Source organism: Adhaeretor mobilis (genome assembly GCF_007741515.1).
GTDB lineage: Bacteria > Planctomycetota > Planctomycetia > Pirellulales > Lacipirellulaceae > Adhaeretor > Adhaeretor mobilis.
Window position 1 is genome coordinate 4,611,275 of sequence record NZ_CP036263.1, and the last position, 16,487, is coordinate 4,627,761.

The following is a 16,487-nucleotide window of genomic DNA, read 5'->3' on the forward strand; positions in this document are numbered from 1 at the left end:
AGCGGGTCTCAGCACTGAATTACGATGAGATTAATGGAGAGAGAAGCGGCGGAGGGTATCAACTGGCGGCACCACAGCACAACACCGCCGGCGCTGCTAGCTAGGAAAACGAGAACGACACAGACCACCGCTGAGCTTGCTCCGCGATTTCCAGAAACGCTGAGCAAGCTCAGCGGCTATATGAAAATCGACAAAAGAACCTGTTCCCTCCTTCGAATTCGCCTAAAATGGTCACTTCAACAACCACTCCCTCATTCAAACACTGTGAAGTTCCCCATGCCCGCCACCTGCGAAGCCCTCGGCCTGACGTTCGACTACCCCGATAACTGGCAGCTTGAAGATTCAAGTGAAGAGGCCGAGGCCATCATGCTAGCAGGCCCTGAGACCGCCTTCTGGCAAATCTCCCGCCACCCGGCAGGCACTGAGCTCGAATCCCTCTTCGACGAAGCTCTCTCCGCCCTGCGGGCCGAATACCAGCAAATCGAGGCTCATGCCGCACCTGAGCAGTCCTTTGAGGGCACACCGCTCACCGGTTTCGACGTGAACTTCTACTGCCTGGACTTCACAAACACGGCTTGGCTGCGTGGTTTCAGCACACCTGAGGCGGTCTACTTGCTAATCTGCCAAGCGGAAGATCGCGAAATGACCAGCACGGCCCCCATCTTTCAGGCAATGCTCACGAGCCTATTTCGTCAGCTTGACTCTCAAGTCGAGCCGCGTGATATCCCGAGCAGCTTGTAACTATTGCAAACTGCCTTGCCAAAAAGTGCTAGCACCGTGGCAAACATCGATTCATTGTTTTTGCCTTTAACGCAGCAATACACGACTCATTCGAGCTGAGCGATTGAGCCTCGAGTGTTTTGGCACGCGGCGTGCATTAGTAGTTTTCAACCGAGTGGCACGTTGCTCACCCCGGCCGCACTTTTCGCTCTCCGCAGCATCGCTGGCTAGGCTGAAGACCCAGACGTGCCACATCGCTCGCACAGCACGCCGGCGTATGGCGTTCACGAATCCCACCACGGGCAGTTGCGAGTCTTTCGGAAGTCCTCCTGAATAAGGAGTCCCCCATTGAAGGGCCCGGTTGGCATCCCTCGCAGGGCCAACCGGGTCCTTTTTTCGTGCGCGAACCTTCTCATGAGCTGCTGTGGTTAGCCCGCCGCGTCACGCGGCCACTACCTGCGCTGGTAAGGTGGCATTCACCGCATCCTTGGCGGGTCACATCCCTTCAGCCACAATACTGAACACGTATTGCTATTCTGACCTACCCAAGTCACCCACCCATGCTCGCCCACCCATGTTAGAACTGCTCTCCGACGATTCACTACACAACACTTTCGAAGGAATCAATTCCCTCTGGCTAGGCTTGGCCATTTGCGGCCTGCTTGCCGCGCTCGGCAAAGCAGCGGACGAACTCGTCGGCCAAGCAGTGATTCTCTCCGAACGTTCCGGTCTGCCAAAGATTGTTATCGGCGCCACAATCGTCAGCCTGGGCACCACTTCGCCTGAAGCAGCCGTTTCGGTATTGGCCGCACTGCAGGGCGACCCAGGATTGGCCTTGGGCAATGCGGTTGGCTCGATCATTTGCGACACCGGGCTGATCCTTGGCGTTGCAATTCTCATTTCGCCACCGCTCTTGCCGCCGGGCATTGTGAATCGCCAAGGCTGGTTGCAACTGGCTGCGGGAGTGCTGCTGGTCGCTGCTTGCTGGCCGCGGGACGGCAGAAACCCATTCGCTGTGGGCGGGAATCTTTCTCAATGGCTTGGTTTCGTATTTGTCGGGCTCTTGGTCGGCTACTTGTGGCTCTCAGTGAAGTGGGCCAAACAAGACCCTTCGGGAAACATTACCGAGGAATTGGCTGATATCGAAGAGCAAGCACACGGCACTAACGCGCCGGTCCCCGTAGTGGTCGTGAAGCTCTTGCTGTTCGTTGGCCTCGTGGTTCTATCGAGTCACATACTCATTCCCGCCATCAAAGTTGCCGCAGAGCGTCTAGGCGTGCCGCCTGAAATTGTGGCCGCCACAATCGTCGCCTTCGGCACTTCGCTACCCGAGTTGGTCACAGCGATTGTCGCCTCGCGTAAAGGACATGGCGACTTAGCCGTCGGGAACGTCATCGGCGCAGACATACTCAACGTGCTGTTTGTGGCCGGCCTATCGGCTGCGGTCACGAAGACAGGTTTGGACGCACCACCCTGGTTCTTCAAGGTTCAGTTCCCTGCCATGCTACTGATTTTGCTCCTCTTCCGCGTCGGAGTCGTTACTTCGGGCACACGCATGAAGAAAGGCTTCGGGTGGCTGCTGCTAATCGCCTACTTGGTGTACACTGCGCTAAACTTCACGTTGGATACTGGCGGAGGAGCGGAACCAGTAGAGCAGCCAGCACCAGCAGTGGTCGCTCCTGCAGCACAATAGCCGCGAACCGATATTCCTTAGCAGTCAGCTTGGACTCTCACGCGCTTTCAGCCGACTGCTGACGCATGTCGACTCGAGATCTGATTCAATTTAAGAGAGAGTCACTTCGGGGTAAATTTCCCGAGTAGCCAGTCGCCTAATCGCGCAGAAATACCAGACGCGACGAGCAAGAACTTGGCCTTCCAGGGCACCACCAACTCAGGTCGTCGTTTCTCACAGGCCGAAAGAATCTTTTCCGCAAGCCAAGCCGGATCAATCGCGGAAACTTTCGCGCCACCACCAGCAGTAGCTGCTTCTGCGGGCAAGCCTTCTGCCGCCTTCTCATAGCGTGCAACATTCGAGCCAGCAATCGGCCCCGGGCAAACCAGCATCGCGTGCAAGCCAGCATCGCGATTCTCTAGTCGCAGCTGTTGTGTATACGCTGCCAGCGCGTGCTTGCTCGCCGGGTACGCTCCCAGATAGCGCGGTGCAACTTTACTCGCCAGCGAGCCAACATTCACCACGTGCCCCTTGGATTCCAACAACATCGGTGCCAGCGCATGGGTTACGCGCACTGTGGCCAAAAAGTTCACGTCCAACAGTTGCTGGAAATCTTCCGCGGCGGAATCGAGTACCTTGCCGCGCAAACTCCTACCGGCACAGTTGCAGAGAAAGTCGAGCGTACCGAACTCTTCAGAAATACTATCGCGTAGTCGGTCAACATCCTCTTGCCAGGCAACGTCGGTCGGCAGTGCGATCACTTCACTCGCTCCCAGTAGACGCAGTTTTTCAGCTGCTTCTTCAAGGTGCTGCTCGTTGCGTGCGGCAATCGCCAAGCGAGCCCCACGCCGCGCTAGCGACTGCGCTAGAGCAAATCCCAACCCGGCAGATCCGCCAGTAATCAGGCATGCCTTGCCTTGCCAGTAGTCCTCAGACATCAATATTCCTTAGCCATGAAGGGAGCCCAGATATTACTTGCGGTCCTGTGTCGGTGCGTTTCAGGTACGGTTGTGGCGATTCTAGCAGCTTTAAGTCGCTGGAATCGACGTTCTTCGCAGGTAATCCGCTATGCCGTTGAAGCGGGAAGTATGCTTTAACCGCCCTCGCAACACAACCGCGATGGGTCCCGCTGCCACCCGAGTCACGTGAAAAGCGTGTATTCCCAGATCGCTCACCAAGGACCACAATGACGATCACCTCCACCCAAACACATCCACTCACGCCATCGTCGCCGATTCAGGATTGCTGCCATGCGACTGATGCCACTTTAAACCATCTTGATCAGCTCACGACTCCGGCCAATCAGGATGAAACGCCACGTTCAGCACTTCACGATCTCAAGATGCCGATGATGAACAGCTATTCCCAATGGGCCCGCACAAAAATTATCGCCACGGTCGGCCCCGCGTGTTGCGAAAAAGCACAGCTCGCAGAGCTCATTGAGTCCGGTGCAGATGTGTTCCGTCTGAACATGGCGCATGCAGGTCCCGATCAGCAACAGGTCTACGTAGACCGCATTCGCGAGGTAAGTCAGGAACTCAACCAGCCGATCGGCATCCTCGTCGATTTGGCTGGCCCTAAGTTTCGTCTGGGCGACATTGAAGGGGAGAGTATCTATTGCGATCGCGATGCCGAATTCGCGCTCGTCGCATCCGACCCGCAAGGCCCCTACGAATTAACCACCAGCTACGATCCGCTCATTGGCGAACTTTCCAAGGGTGATTTCGTCATGCTCGCCGATGGCACCGTTGGCATGAGCGTCGTGGATCTTGCCCCAGGCCGCGCCACGCTACGCGTCGTGCAACCCGGCTTAATCCGCAGCCGCCAAGGCATCAACTTGCCGGGCGTAAAGCTCAGTGCACCAGCCATTAGTGTCGACGATCACACCAACGCCATCTGGGCTGGCAAAGCGGGCGTCGATTTTGTGAGCCTTAGCTTTGTACGCTCGCCGGACGAAGTGCGTAACTTGCGCGACATCCTGCGCTCTGCCGGTTCCAAGGCCATGGTCATAGCGAAAATCGAAAAGCGTGAAGCGCTCGACCGACTCGACGACATCGTCAAGGAATCCGACGGCATCATGGTCGCCCGTGGCGATCTGGGTGTGGAGATCGACGTGGCGCAAATGCCGCTTGAGCAAAAGCGTATTATCCGCAGTTGTCAAGACTTCCACCGCCCGGTAATCATCGCCACCCAGATGCTCGACAGCATGCACGACTCCGCTCGTCCCACGCGTGCCGAAGCAACTGATGTGGCCAACGCCATTCTCGACGGTGCCGACGCCTGCATGCTTTCCGGAGAAACGGCTATCGGCAATTTCCCCAACGAAGCCGTCTCCATGATGAATCGCATTGCGATGGCAACGGAGGCGAGTATGGAAGGCAAAACCCTCCGCGACGCCGGCGGCAAACGCGATGATGGCTTGCACAAGATCACCCAAGGCGTGGTTCGTGGCGCTGGCACGATGGCTCAAGTGTTGGGCGCAAAATTAGTCGTCGTTTCCAGCCACTCCGGCCGCACGGCGATGGCCCTCTCTCAGCAACGCAGCTTTGTACCTACAATCGGCGTAAGCACCAACGAATCGACCCTCTGCAAGATGTGTCTCTACTGGGGTGTTACCCCATTGCGAGGCGCCCCGGCCTGCGTCATTGAAGACCTTATCCGCTACACCGACCATTGGGCCTGCGAGACCGGCCTAGCAAAGCCGGGCGATGCGATCGTCATCGTCGGTGGCACCCACCTGACCGCCGGCCCCGACGCCAGCGACGCGATGGCCAGTGGAGCACACGACATTGTGATCGTGCACGAGGTAGAGGGGCCTGGGGAGTGAGCCACGCGATTACCAACTGGGTTAGCCCGCATCGTCCCGATGCCGCTTAAAGAAGCGCTGTTGCACAAAAACTCGTGACGCCAGCACGGCGTGCTCAATAGTTATGCAGTCCGGGTTTCCGTACTTGCCCACGTCCAGCTAGATACGCTTGGTGAGCTCATCAGTTACTTCAACCACGTTGAAATTGAAGTCCAGAAGAGCCGTATCAGTAACTTTGACCTCTTTTAAGTTCGTGGTTGGAAACCTCGGTCGAAGCAGGCGAGATATTCCTCGTCCAGTGAATAGCCTTCTTTACATTTAGTGCCACACTCGACGACGGGCAAGTTGAGCGGGCATAGTTCGTCCAGGAAGACCTTGGATGGCACATGATCTCTGGTCTCAAGTAGTCCCTCGCAGTTTATGCAGAAGCCGAACATCCGTTCATCTGCGAAGACTTTGTTTGGATCCATTGATTCAATCTCGCCACAACCACCGCAGCGCCTCCGGAAAAATCGCCCCGCCGTGCTTGCCGCTGTGGCCTCCTTCGCCATACTCGAAGTGATAATCGTAACCAGCAAACTTCAGTGAGGCAGCCATCTGCTGGTTGGCAAGCGGCCAATTTCCGTGCTCATTATCGAGATCACCGGAGCCGCCTTGCAGGAACACGCGAATTGGTTTGGGCGCCGTCTTGCGAATCAGCGCAGGGTACACGTTACCGCCGCGAATGTTCGTGAAGCTACCGACGTGGCTTAGCACTTTGCGGAACGCGTCGGGGCGCTCCCAGGCAACTGTGAATGCGCAGATGCCACCGGAGCTAATGCCACAAATGGCTCGCTGGTTGGGATTGTCCGTGAGATTGTGCTCTTTTCCCACTTCAGGAAGAATCTCTTCCAGCAGAAAGCCGGCGTACTGTTCGGAGAGCGTGTCGTACTCAAAACTGCGATTCTCGGGCTGAGGCTTCCAACCGGGCTTCTCGGGTAGCTCCTCTTTCTTATGGCCCGGATCGATGAAGATGCCCACCATCACAGGCACATCGCCCGCAGCGATGAGATTGTCGAGTACAACAGGTGCACGGAACTGCCCCTCTTCAGCTACGTAAGTGTGACCGTCTTGGAATACCATGACTGCGGCAGGCTTGGCCATCTCATATTGGGCGGGCACGTAGGTCCAGTAGCGGCGTACTGTTTCTGGAAAGATCTTACTCCGCCAAACGTGTTCGGTTACTTCGCCACGCGGCACGCCTGACTTGCGTTGGGAGTCTTCGCCAAGCTGGTAGGCGTCGTCACCGGCATAGGTTAGCGAAGCTGAGGCAGCGATAAGCAGCAGCGTGCGTAGCCATTTCATAGACTCTGCTTTCTCTTGAGGGAAATCAATGGAGAAAGCAGCTTAGCATCAGACTGAACAATTGGCTAACAGTTCCGTTAGCCTGCATCGTCCCAATGCTGATCAGAGAAATCCAACGCACAGAGCGACAAGCGACGCGGGGACTGCGTGGGCTTACGACTTCTTGTTGGCCTGGCTCAGCGGCGAGCAACTTTTGCCTTACTCGCACCTTCTTTAATCAGCTTCTCTTCCAACCGCGATACAAAGTGCATGCTGCTGGTCTTACCGGCAAAGCCCAACACGCGACGATCAACTTCGTGGCGCTGGGAAAGAACGCGGCCTTCGGCAATATCGAATCGCACAGTGCCCTTGGTCATGCGCTCAAGCAATTGCGACTTTACAAACGGGTCGATGGGCGTCAGCACCTGATAGGTGACTTCGATAGTCGCGACGCCCGATTTCACGCTAGTAAGTTTGCACAGGCGGCGCGTGCGCACCTGTTGCTTGCCCCCGTTTTTGCGATCCACGGGAACTTCGTAATCGTGATCCCACTGCTCGCCCACAGCAATGGGCTTGCCCGACATCTCCAGCGTGATCGGCATGTCTTTGGTGACTTCCGGCTGCGGGTGTTTTTCTTCCCGGTGGACGATCTTGCCGGTAGGGGTCATGCGGATGAGCGTCATCGGCACGCCCACGGCACTGGCCGCTTGTTGAAAAATGGCGGGCGGCTGCTCGCCGGTCGTGCTGTCGTACTTCGCCACGCCTTGTTGCGGCTGGCGGTTGGTCATCTTGATCGACTCGACCACGTGCATGAACTCGATCTCGCCGTTAGGCAGCACGTCGGTCACTTTCCACGCTTTGACGGAATCGCTCACCGACTCGACGTCTTGCGTAGTCTCTTCAAGCGTCGTCGTGACGTTCGCTTCGTGCTTCACCTGATAACGCAGCACCTGGCCCATCTTGAATTTGTATTGCAGTTGGACCTTTTCGGCACTGCTCTTATCCGCATCTTCGGCAGGGGCAGCCAACGCAGAAGAAGCGACCGCGAGGGTCAACAAGCCCAGGTTCCAGAAACGAAGGTGCCAGAAGCAAAGCAGGGCAGGGCGGGGGAGTCTCATGGCGGGTGCATCCTTGCAAATCATAATCGGGTAGGGAACGTGCCTCAGTGCCGCTCCATTAGAATCTAAATGGGCTAACTATTTCAACTTCAGTCGCCCGCCCCAACCTAACTTCTCGCGAAGTGTACGGTAATAGCCGCGTCCGCTGATCTCAATGAGCTGGAACTCTGCTTTCGATCGTTCAACACGAATTCGATCGTCGGCAGTAATCTGACAAACGACTTTTCCATCGACGACCAGCGTGGTTCCTTCATTGGGATTGGGCACGGCCAGTTCGTAAACGCGGTCGGCGGAGTCGACCACCGGGCGATTCGTCAGGGTGTGCGGACTGATCGGCGACACCACCACAGCTTGCAACGCTTTTCGCAAGATCGGTCCGCCGGCCGATAGGTTGTGGGCGGTCGAACCGACGGGGGTGCTGACAATCAGGCCGTCGCAACTATAAGTGGTGGCCAATTCTCCGTCAACGTAAAGCTGCACTGCTAGCATCGCAAATGGCGGCCCCGCCATCACGGCCGCTTCGTTGAGCGCCAACGTGCGGCAAAGTTCCTTACCACCGCGGAGCACGACACATTCCAATATCAGATGACTAACGATTTCATACTCGCCACAGGCGAGGCACGGCAACACTTCCGCCAAATCCTCAGGCTGAATACCTGCCAGAAAACCTAAGTGGCCAAGATTCACCCCAATCACCGGCAGCTGCCGATAGCCCATCATGTGTGCCGTCCGTAACATCGAACCGTCGCCACCGAGCACGATGCCGAACTCCGCCTCGACCTCGGGAAATTCTTCCCCAGAGATATCATCGATTTCCGCAACCACATCCAGATGAGCGTCAATCGTAGGACGCAAATCGTCTGCCCGTTCGCGAATCTCCGGCCGATCTCGATCTGCCAGTAAGATGGCTCGAGGGCGGGCGTTCGAGGATTTGAATGAGGAGGTTTTGCTCATGGCACTTAGCATAACACGCAGGATGGGCATCGCCCACCAACACACCGGACTGCTAGACGAATGTTGCTAACTTCCAACAGCAGGTCTCTCTGCAGCGGCCGCCTCGCGACACGTCTTCACAATTCCCTCGACGCTCATCCCCAAGTCGGCAAGCAATTCATCGCGCTCGCCATGCTCAATAAAGGCATCAGGGATGCCTAGCCGAATCACACGGCTTGTGTCGAGCTTCTCATCAGCAGCCGCTTCGAGCACCGCGCTGCCGAAACCACCGGCCAACGCCGCTTCTTCAACCGTGACGACGAACGGACACTCGCGCACCGCTCGCAGGATAGTTTCCGCATCCAGTGGCTTTAAGAACCGCGCGTTGATGACGCCCACATGCAAGCCTTCGTGTTTCAACTGCTGGGCCGCTTCCACGCAGCGGTGTAGTAGTGCGCCACAGGCAATCAGGCAGCCATCTTCGCCCCAATCGAGCACTTCGCTGCGGCCATGCTCCACGGGAGCAACGTCGCGTGCGATTTCCACCGCGGTCGCTTTTGGGTAGCGAATCGCACACGGACCGTCGTGCTGCAACGCGAAGTCGAGCATCGCCGGCAGGTCGAGCGCATCGCCGGGGGCCATGATCGTCATGTTCGGAAACACACGCAGATAGCCAAAATCAAACACGCCATGATGCGTTGGTCCGTCTGGCCCGGCCAGTCCGCCACGATCGAGCATGAACGTCACCGGCAAATTCTGCAGCGCAACTTCTTGAAAGATGTGATCGTACGCGCGTTGTAAAAACGTGCTGTAGATATCGACAATCGGCCGCACCCCAGCTTTCGCTTGCCCCGCAGCAAACGCCACCGCGTGTGATTCGCAGATGCCCGTATCGAAGAATCGCTCGGGAATTTGCTCTCGAACGGCGTCTAGCTTGTTGCCCTGGCACATCGCTGCGGTCAGCACGGTCACACGCTCATCCGCCTTCATTCGCTCCAGAATGGCCTCCGAGGCCACGTGCGTGTAAGCACGGCTGGAGCTCTTCTTCATCGCCACGACCTCTTCCTCGCGGCGCTCAAACTGCGGCGGTGCATGGAAAGTAACCGGGTCTTCTGCGGCCGGTTGAAAGCCATGCCCTTTTTCGGTCACAACATGCAGGAGTACCGGTTGGTCGATATTCTGCGAGAGCTTCAGGTACTTCCGTAGCAAGCCAATATTGTGGCCGTCGATCGGGCCCACGTAGCGGAAGCCCAGATCCTCGAACATCATGCCGCCACTTATGCCCGCCTTGGCCGCTTCCTTGATTTGCACCAGGAACCGCTCTGCTGGGTCGCCCAGCAGAGGTACGCGATTGAGTAGCTTCGCAACGACATCCTTAGAACCATCGTAAACGGGGTTCATACGCAGTCGGTCGAGATAGTCGGCCACGCCACCCACACGTGGGCAGATCGACATGCGATTGTCGTTGAGCACCACGAGCAACTTCTCGCCTTGCCGCCGCGCATTGTTGAGTGCTTCAAACACGACTCCCGAGGGAAACGCCCCGTCGCCAATCACTGCCACGCTATGCCGGCCTTCCTCTTTGCGAAGCAGATCATCGCCACTGGCCAGCCCCAATGCCGTTGAAACGCTCGCTCCCGCGTGCCCCGTCATGAATAAGTCGTACTCGCTCTCGACCGGATTCGGGTAGCCCATCAGGCCCCCCTTAGTGCGAATGCTTTGGAATTCGTCGTACCGCCCGGTAATGAGCTTGTGCGGGTAGATCTGGTGACCCGTGTCCCAGATGAGCCGATCTTTTCGGAAGTCAAACGTCTGGTGCAGCGCTAGGCAAAGCTCGACCACGCCCAGGTTGGATGCAAAGTGCGCGCTGCGACAAGCAATGAGATTGCAGAGCACGTCGCGGATTTCGACTGCCAATTGCTCCAACTGAGGAAGCGACATACCTCGCAAGTCGTCCGGACTGGCGATGCCTGGCAGAAATGGTCCCTTATTTGATTTCGTCATTTCATTCTTCGATACTTGTTCGTGCTGCACCTCAGCAGGAGAGCACTCTAGTGAGTACGTTGCCCCACGTAATTCGCTAACTCAATGAGCGGCTCGGCAGCTGTGCCTAATAGCTTAACCGCATCCCGCGCCTGTTGGATTAACTCGTTAACCCGCTGTCGGCTTTCTTCGACGCCCAGCAGCTCAGGAAAGGTCGATTTCCCTTGTCTCGCGTCTTTGCCCGGGGTTTTCCCCAGCTGAGCCTCGGTGCCGTTCACATCTAGCAGATCGTCCACAATCTGAAACGCCAAGCCCAACTTGGTGCCGTACTCGTCCAGAGCCTGCACCCTCTCTGCAGCAGCCCCAGCGACCAAGGCACCCAGTTTCAAGGAAACGCGAAACAACGCCCCCGTCTTGCGGGCATGTATTAATTGTAATTGCTCAAGCGTGAGATCCTGAAATTCTGCCGCTAAATCATCCGCTTGACCACCTACGAGAGCCCTCGCACCGGCTGCAGTGGCCAATTCGCGACAAGCCGCAACCGCCGTCTCAGCGGGAGTCAGTTGCGTAGCGAGCACCTCAAACGCTTGTGCCTGCAAGGCGTCGCCCACGAGAATCGCCAGCGCTTCGTCAAATTGCTTGTGACACGTCGGGCGACCGCGGCGGAGATCGTCGTCATCCATCGCAGGCAGGTCGTCGTGAACGAGTGAGTAAGCGTGAATCATCTCCACCGCCACCGCTGCTGGAAGTGCCGCATCCACGCTGCCGCCGCATGCCTGCGCGGCAAGCATCACCAACTGGGGACGCAACCGTTTGCCTGGGGCAAGTAGCGCGTAGCGCATCCCATCGGCCAAGCGATCGGGACAGCCGTCCACATCATCGAACTGTACGGCAGCAGCTAGCGCCGCTTCAAACTTCTGCAAATCAACTTGCGGGGAGAACTTCACAGTGGGCGGTGCTATTTGAGTCATGTGTTGTATGTTTGACGTTTCGAAAAACCTGAGACTAGATTTGCTTTTACCTACAGAGCCGACGCCCCGTTACCTCCAGAGCAATCAAAATAGCGAGTCGCCACTTTCATCGCGTGGGGCACGCTTCGTCGTGCTCCGCCGAGTACGCTGCTGCGACTTACCGGTCAGGTCAGCCGCTTCGCCTTCGTCGAAGTCTTCGGTCGTCGCATTACCTTGATTATCCACAGCAGTCACTAACTCGATGCGACGCTCCGCATCTTCGAGCTGCGCGTAGCAACCCTGAACACGCTTTACGCCTAGCTCGTAAGCGGCCAGCGAATCGGACAGCGGCAACTGGCCTCCTTCGAGCTTACCCACAATCGTTTCCAGCTCGGCAAGCGACTCTTCAAAGCTTGGTGCATCAACCTTGATCTTCTTCTTAGCTACCTTTTTCTTCGCCATGACTGCTCTCTCGTTCTCAGCATGTGTATCAATTGAGTGATTCTAGAACGCTTCTGTAGCACCAGTACCAAACACTTCGTCGCGGTGCTTGCACCGCGATTGAATTGATCCTCTACGTGGTTTCGACACCTTCAACTCGACTAGTAATCGTCCCTTTAGCAAGACGCGTCTTCAACAGCTCGCCCACCTTCACGGTCGCAGAACTGGACAGCAACTCGCCATTCGACTCTCTCTGCGTGAGACTATACCCCCGCGACAACACGCCCAGTGGGCTCAGCACTTCTAGTTTACCCGCGAATGTGGCAAGTTGCGATTGGCGATTCTGTGTAGATTGCTGCATGGCCTGCTTCAAACGGCTTGCGATCTCATCGACTTGCCTGGAAAGATTGCGGACCCCTTCCCGAGGACGCTCGAACACCGGCCGCCTGGCAAGGGCGTCCGTGCGATCGCGCAACATCTCGATGCGCCGCTCAATCAATCCGTGCAGACGTTCTTCAAACATCCGCACGCCGCCAATCACTTCGTCAGCTGAGGGCACCGCTCGCTCCGCAGCTTCGCTGGGAGTGAGTGCTCGCACGTCGGCAGCTAGATCGGCAAGCGTCACGTCAATCTCGTGCCCCACAGCCGAAATGGTGGGCACGTTGGACTCAGCCAGTGCTCGAACCACCGGCTCTTCATTGAAGCACCACAAGTCCTCCATGCTGCCGCCACCTCGACCTACGACCAACACATCCAACGGGTCGGCAAGCCGGTTTGCCTGGGCAATCGCCGCAGCAATTTCCGCGGCAGCGCCGTCGCCTTGTACGCGTGTCGGGAACACCAGCACTTCAATGCCGCTCCAACGTCGGCGCAACACCTCCAAGAAGTCGCGAATCGCGGCGCCCGTAGGACTAGTGACAAAACCAATCCGACGGGGAAATCTTGGTAGGACTCGCTTACGATCAGCACGAAACAGCCCTTCCTTTTCCAATCGCTCGCGCAGCTTACGCAGGGCCAGCTCCAGGGCACCGACGCCCAGCGGTTCAATCTTCTCGATAACCAACTGATAGCTACCCCGCGGCGGGTAGACATCCAAGTGGCCGCGGCAGACCACTTCCAAACCGTCGTGCAGATCGAATTTTACTTTCGAGGCGGTCCCGCGCCACAGAACAGCGCGTAGCTGTGCCGCATCGTCCTTGAGCGTGAGGTAGCAGTGCCCCGACTGCGGACGCGAAAAGTTAGAGATCTCTCCCGACACCCAGACAGAGCCAAACTCCTGCTCGACCATCCCTTTAAGCTGGGCGGTGATTTGCGAAATCGACAGCACCCCACGAGCTGCATCAGTAGGCTCGGCAGGAAAGGCAGTGCTCATCGTAATGCCGCGGCAGGAGCGGCGAATCGTAGGCAAAAGTGGCGGGGAGAATTGGTTCCCCACCAATATACGCGAAACGCCGGGTGGCTTTGTAGGCCGCCCCGGCGTTTGCACGAATCTTTTCTACCGGTATCTGGGGTGGTAACCGAGAAGGTCCGCCTGGATTAACAGGGCGACAATGAGATTCGTTAGCCGACGAGCTTGCTCACCGCGGGATTTGAGTATCGACAAGGATCGATCCCAGCTGTCGCTTTGGATACCGGCATCGGAGTTCGCGCTTCACGTCGAGCAAGCAGAAGATGCAGGACATTTGGTAAAGTACCCAAGAGGCATCACATCGACTGCATGTAGTGACTTGCTATTTGGGATTACGGAACGGGATGCAGCCAAAACGTTTGGTCAGTGACTTGCAAAGGTTGTCATCGTTATATAGGCCATAAAACCAAGGCCCACAATCGCACAGATTGTCGTAAGCCGCAGCTTTACTTGGGTTTCCTCACCAGTTCCTGTACCAGCAAATCGCATGATGCGTCTGCCGGCACCAAAGTCCTCGAAGAATGAGGCTGGCATGAAGCAGGCCCCGATGGCGTAGGTCACCAGATAGGCCACAGCCAATACAATCAAACCCGAAACGAAGCGTGTATTCCAAGGCTCTTCTCTTGGCAGTAGAGCCGCAGCAGCACTACACGCAATTGAGGTGAGCACACCAATGACTCTTGCTATGCGCCAAAATTTTGCAACTGGAACTTGGTCACGGCCAAGTAGCTCGTCAAATTTTTCAAGCAACGCAAGCGAGACTTCGATGAAGAATGGGTCTCGCGAAATAGTACCGTGAGTTAGGGCCTTTTTGTCGAGTTTTCCTTTTACAACGTCGCGGATTCTCTGCATGTCTTCGTCGCGACTCTCTCCCGTCCTTCTCTGGTGCTTGTTCAAAGGACTGATGTTGTTGGCACATTTTAATTTCACCTTATTTTCCTGTCCTGCTATTCTGCCGGAAATCGAAATCTCAAACTCTCTGCTGAACGTTTCCGACAAGAGGCCACTCATGGCACAGCAAAAATGGTCGATGGAAATGACCAGACCTGAGATGTCGATGTTACTAGCATAATCATTTAGATAGGCTTCAACCTCTGGGCAAAGTGAGTAGGCCCAGGCTGTTAGGACTTGATCTTCTTTCTCACTAAGCGGGTGTCTTGTATTTTGTACTATCGATAGCCTAGCCGTCTTCACTGGCATCGTATCGCCGAGTTTAGTCGCGTGTTTTGCACCAGAGCGAAAATCGTAGCCGCAGGCGACGCAGATCACTGCGTCCTCAGCAAGCGAGCCGCCACAACCGTAGCATTTTCTTCTACCTGATTCAGGAGGTGAAGAGTCCTCCGAGGCGGGAGCAGTAGCAGCCGATTGAGAATCCCTGTCACCTAACCAATCACCGATGTCATTCTCAATGTCGTGTTCTTCAACGAGAACTGACTCAGGCACGAGTATACGGTGATTGCATTTCGCGCACTTCACGAATTTGCCAGCCAGATCGTCCTTCACGCGATACGTTTCTTGGCATTTGGGACAGGGAAACTCAATACTCATATCGCATCATTCCAGCTGAGTGAGAAAATGCCTAGTCTGCCTGCAGCTCTGCCCACCGCCCATAGTATCTCAACACGTGGCACTTCGCAATTTCCATTGAAAGCCATTGGTAGGTAGTAGATCACTCCTTTTCGATAGGCCGAGATAGCAGCTCGCGGGCTGATGGCTGCGCCTAGAGGGCTTCCAAAAAGCGAAGTCCAGGCACAGGCAAGGCTCCTCACTCTTAGGACCATGAAAGACGAGAATGCTGAACGCTACCAGAGAGAGTCGTTAGCCGACGAGCTTGCTCGCCGAGCGGATCGATTACCAAGAAGTGCTCGAAACCAGGAAACGCTTTGAATTGCGGCTTGAGAGTTTATCCTTCACGTCGAGCAAGCTCGGCGGCTAGTGGGAATCATCCAGCTTTGCGGAATTTCTCTGAGGGCTCAGAATATTCCGCGGGGAACTTCTGGAAATGTCCGTCGATTGAATGCGAGTTCGTCTGTTTAATCAACCCCTGACGCTTTGCCACCGTCTCACCAGCGCGGCGCTCGCCACTAGCTGCCCAGTTTTCAGCCTCGGTGGTTAGCTCCTGCAGTCTCCGCTCGACTCCCAAGCGTTGTTGCTCCAGCGCCGGGCGATCGAGCCCTGCTGGGATGTGAATCTCTGGACTAATAATGGCTCGCACGCGTGAGAAGGGCCGCGGCACGGCAAACTTGTCCCAACTGCCGGCCCGCCAGGGTCGATCGCTACCGAAGCCCAGCGCGACAATCGGCATTTGCATGCGCGAGGCAAGGAACACAGCACCTTGCGCCAATTCGCGCCGTGGACCGCGCGGGCCATCGGGCGTGATCGTAAGGTGCATGCTCTGGCCGCGTCGTGAGAGTTCCAAGAGCGCTGCGGTAGCGCCGTTATAGGTCGAGCCTCGCACGCAATGAAATCCCATGTGTCCGGCGACCCGATCAAGGATATCCGCGTCGCGATGCTTGCTGAGCAACATCGAAAGATTGCAATTCCCGCGCAGGTAAAGCGGGATCAAAATGTACTCGTGCCAAAACACATAGATGCGAGGCTTCTCTGCCGGATGAATGGCATCGACCCTCGGGTCTTGGAAGATGGCCCGGTAGTCCATCGTGCTCATCCAGCCGCGAATGCCCAGCGAAGCGAGCATTCCGCCCCAACGCACGGGCAATGACGGGCCGGCGGTTTTGTTTTTCTTACTCATGCTTCTTCGATTCTATTCAACCGGTCAGATCGAGCACATTGCCCATCTCACCGCTGGTGTCTTTGGCTTGTTTATCAGGTTTCTCTTCCGCCGTGTGCTCAACCTCTTTACTCTGCTCGTCAGCGCCGCCCTCCCACAGGCGGCGGCCGTCGGCATCGCGTTCGCTCGACGGTTGATCTTCCTCGGTATGGCCAATGCCGGCGGCGTCATCGGCTTTCAAGTCGGTCTCAATAGTGCGCTGCTGGGCAGCTGTATCCTGTTTAGCTCGCTCAGTCGAGCCTGCTTTCGCAGACAACGGTGCACCAGCGGCGCTCGCATTTACTGAAATATTAGGAATGCTACTCATGGGTATCTACTCCTGTTAGCAATTCACTCCAGTTA

14 protein-coding genes are annotated in these 16,487 nt (G+C 56.5%); 3 read left to right on the forward strand and 11 right to left on the reverse strand.

The window, feature by feature from the left end:
• The first annotated feature begins 276 nt into the window (after positions 1 to 276).
• Together HG15A2_RS18200 and HG15A2_RS18205 are read left to right on the forward strand one after the other, a co-directional pair.
• Positions 277 to 741 carry a hypothetical protein gene (locus HG15A2_RS18200; RefSeq protein ID WP_145062044.1) on the forward strand — a complete coding sequence of 155 codons (465 nt, stop codon included), beginning with the start codon at positions 277 to 279 and terminating at the stop codon, positions 739 to 741.
• Positions 742 to 1,294: 553 nt separating this feature from the next.
• On the forward strand, positions 1,295 to 2,413 hold the full coding sequence (locus HG15A2_RS18205) for a sodium:calcium antiporter (RefSeq protein ID WP_145062046.1): 1,119 nt from the start codon (positions 1,295 to 1,297) through the stop codon (positions 2,411 to 2,413).
• A gap of 101 nt (positions 2,414 to 2,514) precedes the next feature.
• On the opposite strand, the gene HG15A2_RS18210 is transcribed toward HG15A2_RS18205, so the two are convergent.
• Positions 2,515 to 3,330 (reverse strand): SDR family NAD(P)-dependent oxidoreductase, encoded by an 816-nt coding sequence (locus HG15A2_RS18210; protein WP_145062048.1) that lies wholly within the window; start codon positions 3,328 to 3,330, stop codon positions 2,515 to 2,517.
• A gap of 248 nt (positions 3,331 to 3,578) precedes the next feature.
• Between HG15A2_RS18210 and pyk the strand changes: the two genes are divergently transcribed.
• Positions 3,579 to 5,219: a pyruvate kinase gene (gene pyk, locus HG15A2_RS18215; RefSeq protein ID WP_246117782.1), complete on the forward strand. Its 1,641-nt coding sequence runs from the start codon at positions 3,579 to 3,581 to the stop codon at positions 5,217 to 5,219.
• A gap of 453 nt (positions 5,220 to 5,672) precedes the next feature.
• Here the strand turns inward: pyk and HG15A2_RS18220 are convergent, their stop codons facing one another.
• From HG15A2_RS18220 to HG15A2_RS18265, 10 genes are all read right to left on the reverse strand, one after another.
• Positions 5,673 to 6,542 (reverse strand): alpha/beta hydrolase, encoded by an 870-nt coding sequence (locus HG15A2_RS18220; RefSeq protein ID WP_145062050.1) that lies wholly within the window; start codon positions 6,540 to 6,542, stop codon positions 5,673 to 5,675.
• Between the two features lie 176 nt (positions 6,543 to 6,718).
• Positions 6,719 to 7,639 carry a hypothetical protein gene (locus HG15A2_RS18225; RefSeq protein ID WP_145062052.1) on the reverse strand — a complete coding sequence of 307 codons (921 nt, stop codon included), beginning with the start codon at positions 7,637 to 7,639 and terminating at the stop codon, positions 6,719 to 6,721.
• A 78-nt stretch (positions 7,640 to 7,717) separates the two neighbouring features.
• Positions 7,718 to 8,593, reverse strand: coding sequence for an NAD(+)/NADH kinase (locus HG15A2_RS18230; RefSeq protein WP_246117783.1), 876 nt, complete (start codon positions 8,591 to 8,593; stop codon positions 7,718 to 7,720).
• A gap of 66 nt (positions 8,594 to 8,659) precedes the next feature.
• Complete coding sequence (gene dxs / locus HG15A2_RS18235; protein WP_145062056.1) at positions 8,660 to 10,576, reverse strand: 1-deoxy-D-xylulose-5-phosphate synthase; 1,917 nt, start codon at positions 10,574 to 10,576, stop codon at positions 8,660 to 8,662.
• 47 nt (positions 10,577 to 10,623) lie between these two features.
• Positions 10,624 to 11,526 carry a polyprenyl synthetase family protein gene (locus HG15A2_RS18240; RefSeq protein ID WP_145062058.1) on the reverse strand — a complete coding sequence of 301 codons (903 nt, stop codon included), beginning with the start codon at positions 11,524 to 11,526 and terminating at the stop codon, positions 10,624 to 10,626.
• A gap of 84 nt (positions 11,527 to 11,610) precedes the next feature.
• Positions 11,611 to 11,967 carry an exodeoxyribonuclease VII small subunit gene (gene xseB, locus HG15A2_RS18245; protein ID WP_145062060.1) on the reverse strand — a complete coding sequence of 119 codons (357 nt, stop codon included), beginning with the start codon at positions 11,965 to 11,967 and terminating at the stop codon, positions 11,611 to 11,613.
• A 112-nt stretch (positions 11,968 to 12,079) separates the two neighbouring features.
• Entirely contained in the window at positions 12,080 to 13,318 is a 1,239-nt protein-coding gene (gene xseA / locus HG15A2_RS18250) for an exodeoxyribonuclease VII large subunit (protein ID WP_145062061.1), read from the reverse strand.
• Positions 13,319 to 13,717: 399 nt separating this feature from the next.
• Positions 13,718 to 14,902: an MJ0042-type zinc finger domain-containing protein gene (locus HG15A2_RS18255; protein WP_145062063.1), complete on the reverse strand. Its 1,185-nt coding sequence runs from the start codon at positions 14,900 to 14,902 to the stop codon at positions 13,718 to 13,720.
• A 394-nt stretch (positions 14,903 to 15,296) separates the two neighbouring features.
• Entirely contained in the window at positions 15,297 to 16,106 is an 810-nt protein-coding gene (locus HG15A2_RS18260; protein ID WP_145062064.1) for a lysophospholipid acyltransferase family protein, read from the reverse strand.
• Positions 16,107 to 16,122: 16 nt separating this feature from the next.
• Entirely contained in the window at positions 16,123 to 16,452 is a 330-nt protein-coding gene (locus HG15A2_RS18265; RefSeq protein ID WP_145062066.1) for a hypothetical protein, read from the reverse strand.
• Positions 16,453 to 16,487 lie beyond the last annotated feature (35 nt).

Bases quoted from the DNA above. Each gene is read 5' to 3' on its own strand.
- HG15A2_RS18200 (WP_145062044.1), top strand. From the start codon at position 277: ATGCCCGCCACCTGCGAAGCCCTCGGCCTGACGTTCGACTACCCCGAT.
- HG15A2_RS18205 (WP_145062046.1), top strand. From the start codon at position 1,295: ATGTTAGAACTGCTCTCCGACGATTCACTACACAACACTTTCGAAGGA.
- HG15A2_RS18210 (WP_145062048.1), bottom strand. From the start codon at position 3,330: ATGTCTGAGGACTACTGGCAAGGCAAGGCATGCCTGATTACTGGCGGA.
- pyk (WP_246117782.1), top strand. From the start codon at position 3,579: ATGACGATCACCTCCACCCAAACACATCCACTCACGCCATCGTCGCCG.
- HG15A2_RS18220 (WP_145062050.1), bottom strand. From the start codon at position 6,542: ATGAAATGGCTACGCACGCTGCTGCTTATCGCTGCCTCAGCTTCGCTA.
- HG15A2_RS18225 (WP_145062052.1), bottom strand. From the start codon at position 7,639: ATGAGACTCCCCCGCCCTGCCCTGCTTTGCTTCTGGCACCTTCGTTTC.
- HG15A2_RS18230 (WP_246117783.1), bottom strand. From the start codon at position 8,593: ATGAGCAAAACCTCCTCATTCAAATCCTCGAACGCCCGCCCTCGAGCC.
- dxs (WP_145062056.1), bottom strand. From the start codon at position 10,576: ATGACGAAATCAAATAAGGGACCATTTCTGCCAGGCATCGCCAGTCCG.
- HG15A2_RS18240 (WP_145062058.1), bottom strand. From the start codon at position 11,526: ATGACTCAAATAGCACCGCCCACTGTGAAGTTCTCCCCGCAAGTTGAT.
- xseB (WP_145062060.1), bottom strand. From the start codon at position 11,967: ATGGCGAAGAAAAAGGTAGCTAAGAAGAAGATCAAGGTTGATGCACCA.
- xseA (WP_145062061.1), bottom strand. From the start codon at position 13,318: ATGAGCACTGCCTTTCCTGCCGAGCCTACTGATGCAGCTCGTGGGGTG.
- HG15A2_RS18255 (WP_145062063.1), bottom strand. From the start codon at position 14,902: ATGAGTATTGAGTTTCCCTGTCCCAAATGCCAAGAAACGTATCGCGTG.
- HG15A2_RS18260 (WP_145062064.1), bottom strand. From the start codon at position 16,106: ATGAGTAAGAAAAACAAAACCGCCGGCCCGTCATTGCCCGTGCGTTGG.
- HG15A2_RS18265 (WP_145062066.1), bottom strand. From the start codon at position 16,452: ATGAGTAGCATTCCTAATATTTCAGTAAATGCGAGCGCCGCTGGTGCA.